Genomic DNA, 16,798 nt, shown 5'->3' with positions numbered 1-16,798 from the left:
TGGCGCGCCGGTCTAGTCCACCCAGATGGAGGGTTCGTTGGTGTCAGCGGCGAGCTGGCCGAATTCCCACGAGGTCGTTGACGCGTTGGCGGAATAGGGGAGGACCGCGGCGAACACCGAACCATCCCGGTGTTCCGCCGCGACGTGGATGGCATCCGAGCCCTCCTCCACCAGGAGAATGTCGCAGACGATGGCGGTGGCCCGGAATTCAGTACGGTTCTGCCGGAGAGCGTCCGTGAGGTCGCTGATCATGGCGTCCGCGTCGAAGTCGGCGTCGGAGCCGTCCTCGGCATCGGCTGGCGTCACGGCCACCAGCCGCACCTCGCCGTCGTTCTCCACTACCAGGGCGAACGGCAGGAAGCCGCCGTTGCGCTGGAGCTGTTCCTGGGCTGCACCCACCCCGGTCCCGAGCAGGTTCTCCAGGTCCGTGGCCGTGGCCTCGGGGACCGAGTCCCGCCATGAACCTGCTGTGTCGCCCGTGGCAGCCTGGGAGTTGTCAGCCACTGTGAACTTAGCCCCTGACTAGTGACAGAACGCGGTCGCGCACACGTTCCATCGTCGGCCGGTCAGTGGCTTCGGCGTTCAAGCGAAGGAACGGCTCGGTGTTGGACGGGCGCAGGTTGAACCAGTAGCTGCCGTCGTTGGCCGTGAAGGTGCTGCCATCCATGGTGTCGATGGTGACGTCTTCGCCGCTGAAGTCAGCGCGGACGCGTTCGACGGCTCCGGCCTTGTCCTCGATTTCGGAGTTGATCTCGCCGGAGGAAACGTAGGGCTCGTACTCGCGGCCGAGCTCCGAGAGGGGGCCGTCCTGCTCGCCGAGGGCGGCCAGGACGTGCATGGCGGCGAGCATCCCGGTGTCAGCGTTCCAGAAGTCGCGGAAATAGAAGTGGGCAGAGTGTTCGCCGCCGAAGACGGCGCCTTCCTCGGCCATGACTGCCTTGATGAACGAGTGGCCCACGCGCGTCCGGACGGCGCGTCCGCCGTCGTGCTCCACCAGTTCCGGCACCGCACGCGATGTCAGCAGGTTGTGGATGATGGTGGGCGTGGCCTCGCCCTGTGCCTGGGCGCGGGCGATTTCCCGGCGTGCCACCATGCCGGTAATGGCCGACGGCGAGACAGGCTCACCCTTTTCGTCGATGACGAAGCAGCGGTCGGCGTCGCCGTCGAATGCCAGGCCGATGTCGGCGCCATGCTCGATCACGGCAGCTTGCAGGTCGCGGAGGTTTTCCGGTTCCAGCGGGTTGGCCGGGTGGTTGGGGAACGAGCCGTCCAGCTCGAAGTACAGGGGGACGATCTCAAACGGAAGCTTCGGCAGCAGCGCGTCGCCCAGGACAGCGGGGGTAGTGAGACCGGCCATGCCATTGCCGGCGTCCACGACGACTTTCAGGGGGCGCGAACCGGAAAGGTCAACGAGCTGGCGGAGGTACTCGGCATAGTCCTTGAGGACATCGTGGACGCCGATCAGGCCGCGGGTGGGGGCCGCCGGAATGGAGCCGGCGTTGAGGTACTGCTCGGCAAGTGCCTGGATCTCTTTGAGTCCTGACTCGGACGAGATGGGCTGAGCGCCGGCCTTGGACATCTTTATGCCGTTGTATTCGGCAGGATTGTGGCTTGCGGTGAAGGTGGCGCCAGCCGCGTTGAGGGACCCGCACGCGAAGTAGAGTTCGTCGGTGGAAATCAGGTCCAGGAGCTGGACGTTGGCTCCGCGCGTGGCGGCACCATCTGCGAACGCCTTGCTGAATTCGGGGGATGAGGGGCGCATGTCGCCGCCAACCAGGACCGTCTGGCCCTCCAACTGCAGGACATCAACGAACGCGGCTCCCACAGCTTCGACGATTTCGGCCGTGATGGAATCGCCCACGATGCCCCGGACGTCGTAAGCCTTAAAGGATGCCGAGAGGTCAAAAGTCTTTGTCTGTTCGCTAGTCACGGGTCTTATCTTACGTTGACGCAGGGGATGCCTGTGGAGGGATAGTCGAGGCTCCCCCTTGTGTGACGGCCGGCGGCTCCGGACTGTCCACATAGGCACCCTCCGGCTTTCTGGCTGTCAGTGGTGGCTGGGATACTGAATCAATGGTCGATAACCAGCACGCCACAGTTCTTGCCGATTCAGCCCCTTCCGCTTCAGTCGCTTCCGCTTCAGCCACGCATGCCCAGGCCCTGGAGGTTCTCCGGGAACTGGTGGGGCACCCGGCAGCAGACTTCCACGACGGACAGTACGAAGCCATCGAGGCCTTGGTCGACGGCGGGCGGCGGGCCTTGGTGGTCCAGCGCACCGGTTGGGGAAAATCGGCGGTCTACTTCGTGGCGTCCCTGTTGCTGAGGCGGCGTGGCGCCGGACCTACGCTGATCGTTTCGCCGCTCCTGGCCCTGATGCGGGACCAGGTGGCCGCTGCGGCCCGGGCGGGGGTCCGGGCTGTAGCCATCAACTCGGCAAACCAGCTGGAGTGGGACACTGTGCGTGAACAGCTCGCCGCAGACGAAGTGGACGTGTTGTTGGTCTCCCCTGAACGGCTTACCAATCCCTCTTTCCGGGAAAACCAGCTTCCGGAGCTGATCCGGCGGACGGGCCTGCTTGTTATTGACGAAGCACATTGCATCTCGGACTGGGGCCATGACTTCCGGCCGGATTACCGCCGCATCGCGGACCTCATCACCGAGTTGCCGGACACTGTCCCGGTGCTTGCCACCACGGCGACGGCCAACTCGCGGGTGGTCCATGACATCGAGGAACAGCTCGGCGCCGGTGTGCTGACCATCCGCGGGGCACTGGGCCGGGACTCCCTGCGCCTGGGCGTCCTGTCGCTTCCAGACTCCCGGCAGCGACTGGGCTGGCTCCTGACGCACCTGGCTGACCTTCCCGGCAGCGGCATTATTTACACCCTGACCGTGTCAGCCGCAGAGGACACCGCCCGGCTCCTGGCTGAGGCCGGGCACAAAGTGCTGGCCTACACCGGGAGGACTGATCCTGCTGACCGCGAACGGGCCGAGCAGCTGCTGAAGGACAATGAGGTCAAAGCGCTCGTGGCCACCTCGGCGCTTGGAATGGGTTTTGACAAACCGGACCTGGGTTTTGTGGTGCACCTCGGAGCGCCGTCCTCGCCGGTTGCCTACTACCAACAGGTGGGCCGTGCCGGACGCGGTGCGGCCAACGCCGACGTGCTCCTGCTGCCCGGTTCGGAGGACCGTGACATCTGGCAGTACTTCGCCACCGCCTCCATGCCTTCGGAAGACAAGGCCAATGGCGTCCTCACTGCCTTGGCCGAAGCCGGTGCCGCGATCTCAACCGTAGCCCTTGAGGCCAGGGTAGACCTCCGTCGCACCCCATTGGAGCTGCTGCTCAAGGTCCTGGCCGTGGACGGCGCCGTGGAACGGGTAGGTGGCGGATGGCGGTCCACCGGCCAGCCGTGGATCTATGACGCCGAGCGCTACCGCCGTATCGCCGAAGCCCGGGTGGATGAGCAGGATTCCATGGTGATCTACCAGGACACTGCCGGCTGCCGAATGGAATACATCACTTCGGTCCTCGATGACGAAACCGCCCATGCCTGCGGCCGCTGTGACAACTGCGCAGGCCAGTGGTTCCGGGCCGACATCGCCGCCGAGGCCACCGCGGCGGCCGGCCAGACCCTGAGCAGGGCAGGCGGGGTCCTGGAAGCCCGCCTTCAGTGGCCCAGCGGCATGGACCGCCTGGGAGTTCCGGTTAAGGGCAAGATCAAACCGGCCGAGGGACTGGCGGATGGCCGGATCCTCGCCAGGCTCACGGACCTCGGCTGGGGCGGGGCGCTGCGTGAACTGTTTGCTGCCGGCGCGGCGGACCGGGCGATCGACCCCGGCATGCTGCAGGCCTGCGTTCAGGTGCTACGCGAATGGGCCACCGGGGACGGACGCACGCCGGCCTGGAGCGGTGTGGGCCGTCCGGCGGCCATTGTGAACATTCCTTCTCGGAGCAGGCCCGAGCTGGTCCAGTCCCTCGCCCGGGGGATTTCTGAGATTGGCCGCATCCCTTACCTCGGCCAGTTGGAGCTGGGCCATGGCGGTCCTACCGGCGGCCGGGGTGGCAACAGTGCCTACCGGCTGGCCGGAGTCTGGGACCGGCTGGTGGTGGGGCCGGAACTGGAGGCATCCTTGGCGCCACTGCAAGGCCAGGGCATCATGCTGATCGACGACCTCGTAGACAGCCGCTGGACAGTCACCGTCGCCGGGCGGGCCCTCCGGCAGGCGGGTGCGGGGGCTGTGCTTCCACTGGTGCTTGGCCAGGCCGGCTGACTTCCGAGCCGGCATGCCGGTGCAGGGACAGGCTGTCAGCGGTGCTGAACAGCATCAGGACGGCCATGGCCAGGAATGCGCCACGAAACGGTCCCGCCGGGTCCTGCGGGAACACTTCCATGCCGTCGAAAACGCGGATCAGGAGCGCTCCCACCGCGATCCCGGCACCGGTGGCCAGCTGGACCAGCGTGGCTGACACGGCGTTCGCCGAGGTGAGCTGCGCCGGGGCGATATCCGCGTACTGCACCGAGGCATAGGCGGAAAAGCCGATCGAGCGGAAGGCCCCGCTGCACACCAGCAGGGCGAACGTGATGGCCTGCGGGGTGTCGGGGGTCAGCACGGCGCACAATGCGAAGGTCAGTGCCGATGCGAGGGACGCGAAGACCAGCATCGGCTTGAACCCGAACCGCCTGATTAAGGGTGTGGTTGCCGGTTTGATGCCGATGTTGCCGATGAAGACGGCCGCCACCATGATGCCGGCGTGCAAAGGTGTCCACCCGAATCCGGCCTGGAACATCAGGGGCAGGAGGAATGGCACCGAACTGATGGTCAGGCGGTAGACAAATCCGCCTGTTGCCATCGCCCGGAAGGTGCGCGTAGCAAAGACGCTGAGATCAAACAGTGGATTCCGGGCCCGTAGCATCCACACTGCAGCCCCGGCCAGGGCGGCAATGCCTGCCGCTGCGCTCACGCCACCCCATGGCCCGTCGGGGTGGGCCGTGGAAAGTTCCAGGCCAACAACAAGTGCGCCCACGCCCACCGTGGTCAGGGACAGGCCCAGCCAGTCCAGCCTGCGTTGACGGTCCCCTGCCCCGGCGGGAACCAGTCGCAAAGCAGCCATGAAGGCCGCGAGGCCCAGCGGCAGGTTAATCAGGAAGATCCAGTGCCACGAGAGATACGTGGTCAGTGCGCCACCAACCAACGGCGCCAGCACAGGAGCCAGCAGTCCCGGCCACACCAGGAACGCCGTGGCGCGCAACAGCTCGGATTTCGGCGTCCCGCGGAGCACCACCAGGGTTCCGACCGGAACCATCATCGCCCCTCCGGCCCCCTGCGCGATGCGGGCCAGAGTCAGCATGGTGAGGTCCTGGCTCAACGCACAGGCCAGCGACGCGGCAGTGAACACGGCAATGGCCAGGCAGAAGACGCGGCGTGCCCCGACCCGTTCGGCCAGCCAGCCGCTGAAGGGGATGCCCATGGCCACCGTCATCAGATACGCAGTCATGGTGATGTTCACGTCGGCCGCGGGCACGCGGAAGTCCCCGGCGATACTGGGAATGGCGGTAGTGAGGACAGTGCCGTCCAAAAACTCCATAAAGAACGTGGCAGCCACCAGCAACGCCAAGCGCGGGTTCCATGCCTGCCCGCTGCCTGGATCCGCGCTCATCTGGTTGTTTTGTGCCATCTGATAATCCTGCCACCGGTGGGGGCGGCGGGCCCGCGGTGTCCGCACCGCGGATACGCCCCGGCCCAAGTAGGTAGCAGTTGATGTCGTTATGGGCGTCCAAAACGACATCAGCTGCTACTCAGTTGGGTCATGGGAACGCAAAAGGCCCCGGTCCAGGGACCGGGGCCAAACGCGGAGACGGGGGGATTTGAACCCCCGGTGGAGTTGTGCCCCACACTTCATTAGCAGTGAAGCCCATTCGGCCGCTCTGGCACGTCTCCAATTGCTATTCCTAGCCCACCAAGGATACGCAGAAGCGGGCATGCAGCGCAAAACGGCTTGTCACCGCACCGGTCGGGCCGCCAGCAGTGCGGTTACGAAGCGTCGCCGGCCAAGGTCCGCCACAGGAAATGCTGGCTGCGGGCCTGCAGCGCTGCTGCCTGCCGGTTGTCAGAGGCTCCGGCGTGACCGCCTTCCAGAGCTTCGTGAAACCAGACATTGGGGATGCCCATGGCCTCCATCCGGGCGGCCATCTTGCGGGCCTGCACGGGGCCCACCCTGTCATCGGAGGTGGCAGTCCAGATAAACGTTTCTGGGTACTCCACCCCGTCCTTGAGCAGGTGGTATGGCGAAAACGTCCTGATGAACTCCCACTGTTCCGGGACATCGGGGTCGCCGTACTCCGCAATCCACGAGTGTCCGGCGGACAGCTTCGTAAAGCGGCGCATGTCCAGCAGCGGTACACCGCAGGAGATGGCTCCGAAAAGTTCCGGATAGCTGGTCAGCATGTTGCCCACCAACAGGCCGCCGTTGGAGCCGCCCACGCACCCGAGGCGTTCCTTGGACGTCACCCCGCGGGAGATAAGGTGCCGGGCTACGGCCGCAAAATCCTCAAAGGCGCGGTGTCGGTTCTCCTGAAGTGCAGCCCGGTGCCAGCCGGGGCCGTATTCTCCGCCACCACGGATGTTCGCCACCACATAGACGCCGCCCCGGGAATACGCCTCGGTCCCCGCTCCGCCGGAGGTTGCGTCGCCGGCTCCGCGCGTACGCCGCTCCAGCCAGGCCCTGCCCACGGTTCCGCTGTAAGCGGGGGTTCGGGACACTTCGAACCCTCCATACCCGGAGAGCTGCGTGGGGTTCTGGCCGTCCAGCACCAGGTCCCGGGACGCAACCTGGAAGTAGGGGACCCGCGTGCCGTCAGCGGACACCGCGAAGTGTTGCTGGACCTCGTATTGGGAATCGTCAAAGAACGACGGCGACGCTTTGACTACCGCATGGCTGCTCACCACGCCTGCCGTCCCGGCAGCGGTACTCCGCTCCAGCGTCCCCCGCATCAGCGTGGTTGGGGTGGTGAAGCCGGTGGCGACCAGCCAGAAATCGTCCCCCGCGCCGCCGTCGGACGGGCCCTCGTCCTCGTCGTCCACCGCATACGCGTTGACGTCGTGCAGCGGTGGGCAGGCGTCCAGCTGGGAAGACCCCCAGGCGCCGGACCCGCCGCCGGCCGACGGCACTGATGGGTCGAGCACACGGATCTCGGACGAGACATTACGCAGCAGGTTCAGCAACAGGAAGTTCCTGGTCCAGCTCCAGGACTGCAGGGACGTGCGGGCGTCAGGCGTAAACAGCACCGACAGGTCACGGGACCCGGCCAGGTAGTCGTCAAACCGTGCGGCCAGCAGGGCCCCGGACGGGAAAGTGGTTCCGTCCACGGTCCAGTCCTGGCGGGGACGGAACAGCAGCCACTCGCGGTGCGCGCTGATGTTCACATCCGTGGGTACGTCGATCTCCACCCAGGCCCCGCCCACCAGGACGGAGGTGCGCTGGTTGAAGAAATCGATGTAGTCCACGGCAAACGTGCGCTCAAAGCCAGGAGTGGAATCGTGCGCCACTACCGCCAGCATGTGGTTCTCGGGAACCTCGAACAGGAGGGGCGCGGTGGCGAGCGGTTTACCCCGGCGCAGGGTCACGGCCGTGCGGGCATAGGAGGATGCCGTCCGCGGCAGCCCCTCCGCGGTGGAGGCCACCAGCAGCGTGTCCTGGTCCAGCCACGAGACGTTGCCCTTCGCCGTCGGCAGGTCAAAGCCGCGTCAGCCGGCGCCACAAAGCCGCGTGCCTCGACGTCGTACTCCCGGTACCGGTTAGCGTCGCCGCCGTCGGGTGAGAGGGCCAGCAGTGCGAGGCGGTGCGGCTCGCCGTCCGCAGGCCGAAGGAAGGTGGCTCCGTGGAACACCCACTCCACTCCTTCAGTGGCGGCGAGGGCATCGACGTCCAGAAGCACATCCCACTCAGGGGCGTCAGTGCGGTAGCTTTCCCAGGTGGTGCGGCGCCACAGCCCCTTTGGGTTCGTCTGGTCTTTCCAGAAGTTGTAGTACCAGTCTCCGCGCTTGCCCACCATGGCGATCCTGTCGGTGGAATCCAAGACTTCCAGGATGCTGCCTTCGAGGGAAGCGTAGTCGGCGTCTTCCAGCAAGTCCTCGGTGCGGGCGTTCTGCTCCCGGACCCAGGCCAGTTGCTCCTCACCGTAGATCTCCTCGAGCCAGATGTTCTCGTCGACGGGCTCGGGGGAGAGGGCTGGAGGGGTGGAACCGGGCGCTGAGTCAGCTGCAGTGGTGGTCATGCGCCCCATCCAAACAACATCTGCACGCCCCTAGCAAGTCAAGGGCCCGCCGTACAAGCCGATACTCTGGATGCCGTGGGTACAACGCAGCAGATCCGGACCGCCATTATCGGCGCCGGCCCTCGGGGTACCAGCGTCCTGGAACGCCTCTTGGCGCACGCGGCTTCACGGCCCGGGCAGGCCACGCTGCATATCGATGTGATCGATCCCTACCCGGCCGGCTCCGGCCACGTGTGGCAGCCCGGCCAGTCCCGGCTGTACCTGATGAACACCCAGTCGTTTTACCCCACCCTCATTCCCGAGGACCCGGCTATGGCGGCTCCTGTTGCCGGCACCACCTTCAACGGCTGGCGGGCCCGGCAGCGGCACGATCCGGAGCCGTCGCTCACGATGGAGGAACGCTCCGAGCTCGCCGTACTGGGATCGGGCGACTTTCCCAGCCGCGCACTGTACGGCCGCTACCTGCGCTGCACCCTTAGGGATCTGCTGGATCGGCTGCCCGACGGCGTGACCGTCCAGTTCCACGAAACGTCAGCGGAATCGGTGGTTCCGTCCGGAGACGGAGCGTTCGACGTCGGCCTGGCCGGGGGCGGTTCCCTGCGGACAGATTCGGTGGTGCTGGCCCTGGGCCACATCCCCTCACGGCTGAATGCTGAACAGCGGGAGTTGCAGTCATCGGCCGCACGGATGGGCCTGCGCTACCTGCCGCCGGCAGTGCCCACCGATGTGGACTGGGACTCGATCCCGGCAGGTGAACCCGTCCTGGTCCGGGGCATGGGCCTGAACTTCTTTGACGTCATGGGCCAACTCACCGAGGGGCGAGGCGGAAAGTTTATCGACGCCGGCCCCCGGCTGGACTACCTCCCTTCCGGCCAGGAACCCCTGATCATCGCCGCCTCACGCCGTGGCACCCCTTACCGCACTAAGGCGGCGCTGGCGGGGTATTACGCAGCATCCGTCCGGCTGCGGTACCTGACCGGTGCCGCGCTGGAACGGTTTGCCGCCGCCGGGATCCGCCCCGGCTTCGACCACGACCTCTGGCCCCTGCTCCACAGGGACACGCTCTGGGCCTACTACTCAACCTTGGTGCGCTCGCAGCCAGGGGCCGTGGCGGAGCCGGCCGCATTCCTTGAAGCCCTGGACCTCGCGCTGCACCCGCACACCCACAGCGCGGCCAACTGGGAGGACGCCATGGCCAGTGTCCTCGCCATCCATGTCCCTCCGCGCCACCGCCTGGACCTCCCGGGACTCGCCGCACCGCTTGCGGGCAGGTCGTTCGCCTCGCGCTCTGAGCTGGACGCCGCCGTCGTCGATTACCTGATGGATGACGCCCGCCGCTCCGCCCTGGGTGAGGACGACCCCATCAAGATGGCAATCGGCGCCCTCCACCACGGGCGGGCCGTCCTGAAAACCGCGGTGGCCGACGGCGGCATCACCGACGAATCGTGGGTCGCCGGGCTCCGTGGCTGGTTCGAGTCCTTTGTGGAAGGGCTGGCCAGCGGCCCGCCGGCGCTGCGTGCCGAACAGCTGGCGGCACTGGCCCGTGCCGGCGTGGTCAGCTTTGTTGGTCCCGACCCCAAATTCGGGCTGGACCGCCGTGCCGGGATGTTTACGGCTGCCTCACCCTGGGTGCAGGGCCCGCCGGCAGCGGCAAAGACCATGGTGGAGGCGCTCGCCCCGGCCAACCGGGTTTCTGCCAGTGACTCTCCGCTGCTCAAACAGCTCCTGTCGGACGGGCTGGTTCGGCCGCGCCTCATGATGACGGCGGAGGGCGCACCCGTGCAGGCCACAGGCTTGGATGTCAGCCCGCATCCCTACCGGCCTGTGGCAGCCAACGGGTCTGTGTCCGCCGGGCTCTATGTGCTGGGGCTGCAGCTCTCGGCAACCCAATGGGGTACCGCCATCGCTGCGGAGGCAGTCCAGCCAGGCGGCCCAACCTATCCCAGCGGGCAGCGCACCCTCCGCGACGCCGACGAGATCGCGCAGGCTATCCTGGGGCGCTGAAACCCCCACCCCGGAAGCTCCCTCACTTCCGGCGGGTTTTTCCGGGGGAAGGGCCCGTTCAGCTTGGAGCCCTGAGGCTAATGGTTTCAGGCCTCCGGGGACTGCACAGCATTGGCGTCGAGCACGTTGTCCGCGACGATCTTGAACATGGCGCCGGTGGGGCCAGCCAGCGTGGCGAACCGGCCGAAGGGCGAATCATCCGGACCGTCGATGACGGCCGCTCCGAGGGATACAGCTTTTTCGATCGTTGCGTCGGCGTCCTCCACCGCGAAGTAAATCTGCCAGTTGGACGGGACATCTGCCGGGAGATGACCGGAGGCATCCATGAGGCCGGCCTTGGCTGCGTCCCCGGCGCCGGGGGTGTACCGGAGCCCGGAAACGACGGAACCCCGGTTCGCCAGAAAACTGGTGAACCGGGGTTCCATTCGCGGAAGGTAAGAGATTCGAACTCTTGGTACGGGGTTACCGCACACTAGTTTTCAAGACTAGCTCCTTCGGCCGCTCGGACAACCTTCCCTAACGAGTAGTGTTTCATAGGCAGTTGGCTGCAACAAAACAGAGTCTGGCGTGCGTCCGGTGCACACTGGTTTTGGGGCACGAATCAGCAAGAAACGGGAGTTCTCCATGAAAGCCGTCTACATTTCAGAACCTGGTGGTCCGGAGGTGCTGGAAGTCCGCGACGTGGACGCTCCGATTCCGGGGCAGGGCGAGGTATTGATCGACGTCGTCGCTGCCGGCCTTAACCGCGCAGATGTGCAGCAGCGAAGGGGGTTCTACCCTCCGCCCCCGGGTGCTTCCGATATCCCGGGCCTGGAAGTCTCCGGCAGGATCGCCGGCTTCGGCCCCGGCGTCAGTAAACCGTTCTCGGTCGGTGACAAAGTAGTGGCGCTGCTGGCAGGCGGCGGCTACGCGCAGCAGGTGGCCGTTCCGGCAGAACAGGTCCTGCGGATTCCCGACGGCGTCGACGTGGTCACGGCGGCATCCCTGCCTGAGGTCGCTGCCACGGTTTATTCGAATCTGGTCATGACGGCGCAGTTGCAGGCCGGCGAGACAGTGCTCATCCACGGGGCGACTGGCGGTATCGGCACCATGGCCATCCAACTTGCCAAAGCCCTGGGGGCACGGGTTGCCACTACGGCCGGCAATGACGAAAAAGTAGGCACGGCAAAGGCGTTCCTGGGAGCGGACATAGCCATCAACTACGCCGAGGAGGACTTTCCGGAGAGCCTGAGGCGCCAGAACGGCGGCAAGGGCGCGGACGTGATCCTGGATGTGGTGGGGGCGAAGTATCTTCCCCAGAATGTTGACGCACTGGCGGACTACGGACGACTGATCGTGATCGGCCTGCAGGGCGGGGCGAAGGGCGAACTGGACCTCGGCCAACTGCTGAGGAAGCGCGCGGCGGTGGTGGCCACCGCGCTGCGGCCGCGCCCCGTGGCGGAAAAGGGTGCCATCATGAACGCAGTCAGGGAGTCCGTGTGGCCTCTGATCACGAACGGCCAGATCAGGCCGCTTGTGGCCAAGACCTTCCCTTTGGACCAGGTACGGGCGGCGCACAAGTACTTCGACGGCGGCGAACACGTGGGCAAGGTCCTTCTGGTCATGTAGTCCGGCCCGTCCGTGCTGCGGGCGGCTCCGAAACGGCCGGTGAATACTCAGTATTGCGTTGACGCCGAATCTGGACTAGTGTCACTCCATACGCGGTATGCACGGGTCTTGGGGGTCCGTGCATACCGACGCTGACGCCACCGCTAGGAGCATCATGTCAATCCGCCACAGCCTCCTCGCCCTGCTGCAGGACCAGCCGCGTTACGGCTACCAGCTCAGGGTTGAGTTCGAGAACCGGACCGGAACCACCTGGCCCCTCAACATCGGGCAGGTGTACACCACGCTGGACCGGCTGGAACGTGATGGCCTGGTCAGCAATGACGGCGGCGACGGCGAAGGCCACGTGGTCTACAGCATCACCCCGGCCGGGAAAGCGGAGGTGCAGGGCTGGTTCGCAGCGCCAGTGGAGCGCACTAACCCGCCGCGGAACGAACTGGCCATCAAGCTGGCGCTGGCAGTCACGCTCCCGGGCGTGGACGTCCAGGCCATCATCCAGGCCCAGCGCGTGGCGTCAATCCGGGCGCTGCAGGACTACACCAAGGCGCGGCGGGATACTGCGGCAAGCCAGCGGTCGGCAGACACCGCCTGGCTGCTGGTGCTGGATTCACTGATCTTCCAGACGGAAGCGGAGGTCCGCTGGCTGGATCTCTGCGAAGCGCGGATGGTGCAGCAGGCACAGTCCGCCGGCCAGGGAGCAGTACGTAAGTCGTCCAACGGGGTCACTTCGGAAGAGGCTGCCCCGCTCATCGCGGATAGCCGCCGGTGAGCGTCAAAGGGCCGCAACAGGTCCTGGAACTTGCAAAGGTCAGCAGGACCTTTGGTGAAGGAGCGACGGCGGTCGCTGCCTTGCGGGAGGTTGACCTCACCGTCAGCGCCGGCGAGTTCGTCGCCGTCATGGGACCGTCAGGTTCGGGGAAATCATCACTGCTGGCGCTGGCAGGCGGACTGGACCGGCCGACGTCGGGCGGTGTTTTTGTGGAGTCCACGCCGCTGGGTGGATTGGGGCTGAATGAACTGGCGCGGCTGCGCCGCCGGGCGGTGGGCTACGTCTTCCAGGACTTCAACCTCGTCCCCACGCTGACCGCAGCCGAAAACGTGGCACTGCCACTGGAACTGGACGGGACGGCCGTGAAGAAGGCGCAGCGGCAGGCACTGGACGCCTTGCGGCAAGTGGGCATCCCGGAGCTCGCCGAGCGTTTCATGGACGAAATGTCGGGTGGGCAGCAGCAGCGCGTGGCCATTGCCCGTGCCATCGTGGGCGACCGCCGGCTGATTTTGGCCGACGAACCAACAGGGGCGCTGGATTCCACCACTGGCCAAGGCGTGATGGAGGTGCTCCGCTCCCGCGCGGACGCCGGGGCGGCCGTGATGCTGGTAACCCATGAGGCCCGGCACGCCGCCTGGGCTGATCGTGTGGTTTTCCTCCGGGACGGCAGGATCGTGGACCAGGCCGCTGCCATGCACGACCCCGCCATGCTTTTGGCGCAGGCCGGATACTGACGTGGCGCTTGACCTGAAGCCGGCCCCGGGAGGGCGCCGGCAGGCTTTCCATGTGGCGATGCGCATGGCCAGGCGCGATCTCCGCCGCCATCAGGGACGTTCCCTCCTGATTATCCTGCTGATCATGCTGCCTGTGGCAGCCATGACCGGTGCAGTGACGCTCCTCCAGAGCACGCAGGAGACTGCAGCGGAGCGCGTGCAGTATCAACTGGGCGGCACCCAGGCCCGCTTCCGGCCCATGGCGATGACAAACGGCCAGATGGTCCAGGACCCCGTGGACGAAACCCGGATAGCCTCCGGCAACTGGGACCAGGACCCGGATTTCACACCGAAGGATCCGCAGGAGCTGGTGCCCGACGGCTATTCCGTGCTGCCCGAGACTACCCTTGACCTGACCGCTGAGTCGGGCGCCGCAGAGGTGCCGTTGGTGGGACGGGCGGTGGACGCGCTGGCGCCGGCTTTCCACGGCAAGTACACCCTGCTCCAGGGCCGGGCGCCCGGAACCGACGCCGAAATGCTGGTCTCACCTGGCCTGCTGGACCGGTTCGGGCTGGCCCTGGGGGAGGAACTCGCCACCTCGGCCGGAACGTTCGTTGTAGTGGGGACCCTACGGGATGCCGGGTACTCGGACAGCAATTCCATCGTGTACCTCAAGCCGGGTCAAGGCGGCCTGGAAGACCTGGCTCCAGCGGATTCCGCCCCGGGCGAGGCATCGGCGGTGGTGGTCAAGTCCACCCTGTACTACGTGGAGGGACCGGAACCTGTTACCTGGAACCAGGTCCGGGAGGCTAACGCCGCGGGCGTGGCGGTGCTGTCCCGGTCCGTTGCGCTGAATCCGCCGCCGGAGGACCAGCTGGGAACGGACGGCACATCAGCGCAGTTCAACAACTCCACGCCGTTCGCCGCGTACGTGACGGGTGCATTCCTGGGTGCATTGGCGCTGCTCGAGGTGGGGCTGCTCGCGGGGGCGGCGTTTGCGGTCGGTGCCAAAGGCCAGGTTCGCGAACTGGCTCTGCTGGCGGCTTCGGGAGCAGAAACTCCCACCATCCGCTCGGTGGTGATGGCCGCTTCACTGTGGCTGGGCGGCATTGCCGTTACGACCGGTGCGGCCACGGGACTTGTGGCGTCCGCCGTCGTCGTTTTTGCGGCGCGCGCGAATGGATCGGTCCGTTTCCCGGGCTTCCATCCGGACACGCTCCTGACTGTCGCGGCGATGGTCATGGGCTTCGCCGCTTGCCTGCTGGCAGCTGTGGCTCCCGCGCGGCAGGTGGCACGCCAAGCCGTTCTCGGCGCTCTCAAATCGGGACGGGCACCTCTCCCTGCCGGCAAGCGGCCTGCGGTCCTGGGCGTTGTCCTGCTCGGAGTGGCGGCCGCCGCACTGGCCGCGGGCAGCTGGCTTGCCCTTTCCAGTGAAGATCCGGACGTGTTTATCTCCAGGACACCGGTCATTGCCTGGTTCCTGCTGGGAGGTGCCGTCCTGGGTGTTGTCTCCCTGGTCCTCCTGACCGGGATCGTGGTCGCTTTCCTCGCCCGGCGATCGGGGCAGCTGCCGCTTGCTGCCCGTATGGCGGCCCGGGATTCGTCGCGAAACCGCAGCAGGACGGTGCCCGCGGTCGCCGCCGTCCTCGCAGCCGCCACGCTGGCCAGCGCCGCGATGGTCCTGGCGTCCAGCCAACAGGCGAATGAACAGGAAAACCACTACTGGTCGGCGCTGAAGAACCAGGCCGTGGTGCCCCTGCTCGCCGGACAGCCCATGCTGGCTGATGGAACTATGCCGGAACCGAAAAAGATGGACCCTGCCGCAGTTGCAACGGCACTGAGCGGAGCCCTGGATACGGTCGAATGGACCCGGGTTCTTCGCACACCCAGTATCCGGAACTGCGAGATGCGTCCCGAACTGGTGGGGTCCACGCCTGCCCAGACCCCTACGTCCAGCTGCCTCCAGTACTCGCTTGCGGTGCCGGAAGGCAACGAGTGTCCGATGACGGCCGGTCAGCGCGTCCTCGATCCCGATGACTGGCGCTGCCAGGGCGCCATGCGTCCCTATGCAAGCCAGGGAAGCGTCGGCTCGATCGTGGTGGGGACAGTGGATGACGTGGAGAAACTCTTGGGAAAGGCGCCAACGGCCGAAGCGCGGGATGTACTTGCCGCCGGCGGGATGGTGGTGACTAATCCCGTGTTCGTCCGCAATGGCCAGGTGGCACTGGTGGCGCAGGATGTGCGAAAACCCTCGCAGGGCGTTGCCAATGCCCAGGCCTTCCAGGGATACCAAGAGGAAGGCAGGACCATGGTGGCAGCGGCCGTGCTGGAGCCGGACGTCAAAGTTCCCTACTACGGAATCGTGGCCCCCGAAACTGCAGCCGCGGCGGGCATGCACGCGGAAGATGGCGCCATGCTGGTCCAACTCAGTGCCTTTCCCGACGCCGTCCGGACGGATAAGGCGTCCTCCGCCCTTGCCGTTGTCTATGGGAACCAGTACACAACCCTGATCGTGGAGCGCGGAGCAGAACGGGATTCCTCGCTCATACTCTGGTCCATTGTGGGACTGGGTGCGCTGATCACCCTCAGCGCGGCAGGCATCACCACCGGCCTTTCCATGGCGGATTCGCGGAAAGACCACGTGACGCTTGCGGGTGTGGGAGCGGCGCCCGGGTTGAGGAAGGCGCTCGCAGGTTCGCAGGCGCTGATGACCGCAGGGCTTGGAACCGTACTCGGAAGCGTTGCCGGGATAGTGCCCGCGGTACTGCTCGTGACTGCCACCGGGCTGGCGCGTACCGCCGTCGTTCCCTGGCTCCAGCTTGCGGCCCTGCTGGTGGCCGTGCCGCTGACTGGTGCAGCGCTGGCCTGGCTGTTTACCCGCGCGAAGCTGCCGATGTCCCGGAGAGAGGTTGGGACCTGAGGTGCCTTACAACTGCGGGCCCCGGCATTAAGCGGAATTACGTCACATAGTTGGGTCTTTTTGATTGGGGCGAACGGGCCTACCGTGGGGGGCAGGACGCTGTCCAACCCGGGCAGCCGGATACGGAGGAACCTCTTATGACAACTCATGTTGCCGATTGCAGTGTTACCCGTTGCTCTTTCAATGACCACGAAGGCTGCACAGCCCATGCCATCACGGTTGCTGGGAGTACTGACCACGCCAGCTGCGCCACCTTCATCGATACCGGCACGCACGGCGGACTGCCCAAGGTCCTGGCAGATGTTGGAGCGTGCCAGCGGTCCGAGTGTGTCCACAATGACCATCTGATGTGCAATGCCCCTGAAGTCCATGTGGGCCCCGGCGTTGACAACGCGGATTGCCTCACGTACTCGCACGCGTAAGACCAGAACGCTGAAGGCCTCCGTCCGGGGAACCCCGGACGGAGGCCTTCCGTGCGCTCAGCATGGAACGGCGCCAGCTACCACCCTGCGGG

General features: G+C 66.2%; 11 protein-coding genes, 2 tRNA genes and 1 pseudogene. 7 read left to right on the top strand and 7 right to left on the bottom strand.

Annotated features, from left to right (window positions below):
* Positions 1-12: 12 nt before the first annotated feature.
* Positions 13-504, bottom strand: coding sequence for a hypothetical protein (locus ACLKOZ_RS08620; RefSeq protein WP_436474356.1), 492 nt, complete (start codon positions 502-504; stop codon positions 13-15).
* Positions 505-511: 7 nt separating this feature from the next.
* A complete protein-coding gene (locus ACLKOZ_RS08615) occupies positions 512-1,930 on the bottom strand; it encodes a phosphomannomutase/phosphoglucomutase (protein WP_337348070.1) in 1,419 nt (472 codons plus the stop codon).
* 143 nt (positions 1,931-2,073) lie between these two features.
* On the opposite strand from ACLKOZ_RS08615, the gene ACLKOZ_RS08610 reads away from it, so the two are divergent.
* Complete coding sequence (locus tag ACLKOZ_RS08610; RefSeq protein ID WP_436474354.1) at positions 2,074-4,269, top strand: RecQ family ATP-dependent DNA helicase; 2,196 nt, start codon at positions 2,074-2,076, stop codon at positions 4,267-4,269.
* Here the strand turns inward: ACLKOZ_RS08610 and ACLKOZ_RS08605 are convergent.
* The 3 genes and pseudogenes from ACLKOZ_RS08605 to ACLKOZ_RS08595 all read right to left on the bottom strand — a co-directional run bounded on the left by ACLKOZ_RS08605 (position 4,193) and on the right by ACLKOZ_RS08595 (position 8,273).
* Positions 4,193-5,674, bottom strand: a complete 1,482-nt coding sequence (locus tag ACLKOZ_RS08605) for an MFS transporter (RefSeq protein ID WP_436474352.1) — start codon at positions 5,672-5,674, stop codon at positions 4,193-4,195. The two genes, ACLKOZ_RS08610 and ACLKOZ_RS08605, sit on opposite strands and share 77 nt — an antisense overlap.
* A 175-nt stretch (positions 5,675-5,849) precedes the next feature.
* Positions 5,850-5,937 (bottom strand) — tRNA-Ser (locus ACLKOZ_RS08600).
* Positions 5,938-6,030: 93 nt separating this feature from the next.
* Positions 6,031-8,273: pseudogene (locus tag ACLKOZ_RS08595) on the bottom strand (prolyl oligopeptidase family serine peptidase).
* Between the two features lie 75 nt (positions 8,274-8,348).
* On the opposite strand from ACLKOZ_RS08595, the gene ACLKOZ_RS08590 reads away from it, so the two are divergent.
* Positions 8,349-10,277, top strand: coding sequence for an FAD/NAD(P)-binding protein (locus ACLKOZ_RS08590; RefSeq protein ID WP_436474350.1), 1,929 nt, complete (start codon positions 8,349-8,351; stop codon positions 10,275-10,277).
* A gap of 86 nt (positions 10,278-10,363) precedes the next feature.
* On the opposite strand, the gene ACLKOZ_RS08585 is transcribed toward ACLKOZ_RS08590, so the two are convergent.
* Both ACLKOZ_RS08585 and ACLKOZ_RS08580 read right to left on the bottom strand, forming a co-directional pair.
* Entirely contained in the window at positions 10,364-10,702 is a 339-nt protein-coding gene (locus tag ACLKOZ_RS08585; protein WP_436474348.1) for a VOC family protein, read from the bottom strand.
* 3 nt (positions 10,703-10,705) lie between these two features.
* Positions 10,706-10,793 (bottom strand) — tRNA-Ser (locus tag ACLKOZ_RS08580).
* Positions 10,794-10,901: 108 nt separating this feature from the next.
* On the opposite strand from ACLKOZ_RS08580, the gene ACLKOZ_RS08575 reads away from it, so the two are divergent.
* From ACLKOZ_RS08575 to ACLKOZ_RS08555, 5 genes are all read left to right on the top strand, one after another.
* Positions 10,902-11,885, top strand: a complete 984-nt coding sequence (locus ACLKOZ_RS08575) for an NAD(P)H-quinone oxidoreductase (protein ID WP_436474347.1) — start codon at positions 10,902-10,904, stop codon at positions 11,883-11,885.
* Positions 11,886-12,039: 154 nt separating this feature from the next.
* Entirely contained in the window at positions 12,040-12,651 is a 612-nt protein-coding gene (locus ACLKOZ_RS08570; RefSeq protein WP_337348077.1) for a PadR family transcriptional regulator, read from the top strand.
* A complete protein-coding gene (locus ACLKOZ_RS08565) occupies positions 12,648-13,385 on the top strand; it encodes an ABC transporter ATP-binding protein (protein ID WP_337348078.1) in 738 nt (245 codons plus the stop codon). Before ACLKOZ_RS08570 ends, ACLKOZ_RS08565 begins: the two co-directional genes overlap by 4 nt.
* 1 nt (position 13,386) lies before the next feature.
* Complete coding sequence (locus ACLKOZ_RS08560) at positions 13,387-16,284, top strand: FtsX-like permease family protein (protein ID WP_436474344.1); 2,898 nt, start codon at positions 13,387-13,389, stop codon at positions 16,282-16,284.
* Positions 16,285-16,421: 137 nt separating this feature from the next.
* The gene (locus ACLKOZ_RS08555; protein ID WP_337348080.1) at positions 16,422-16,706 is read left to right on the top strand and encodes a DUF1540 domain-containing protein; all 285 of its coding nucleotides are present in this window, start codon (positions 16,422-16,424) and stop codon (positions 16,704-16,706) included.
* The last annotated feature ends 92 nt before the right edge of the window (positions 16,707-16,798 follow it).

Source organism: Arthrobacter sp. R4, from assembly GCF_051365025.1.
GTDB lineage: Bacteria > Actinomycetota > Actinomycetes > Actinomycetales > Micrococcaceae > Arthrobacter.
The sequence above is the reverse complement of the archived record's forward strand: the minus strand, read 5'-3'. Positions and strand labels throughout refer to the sequence as shown.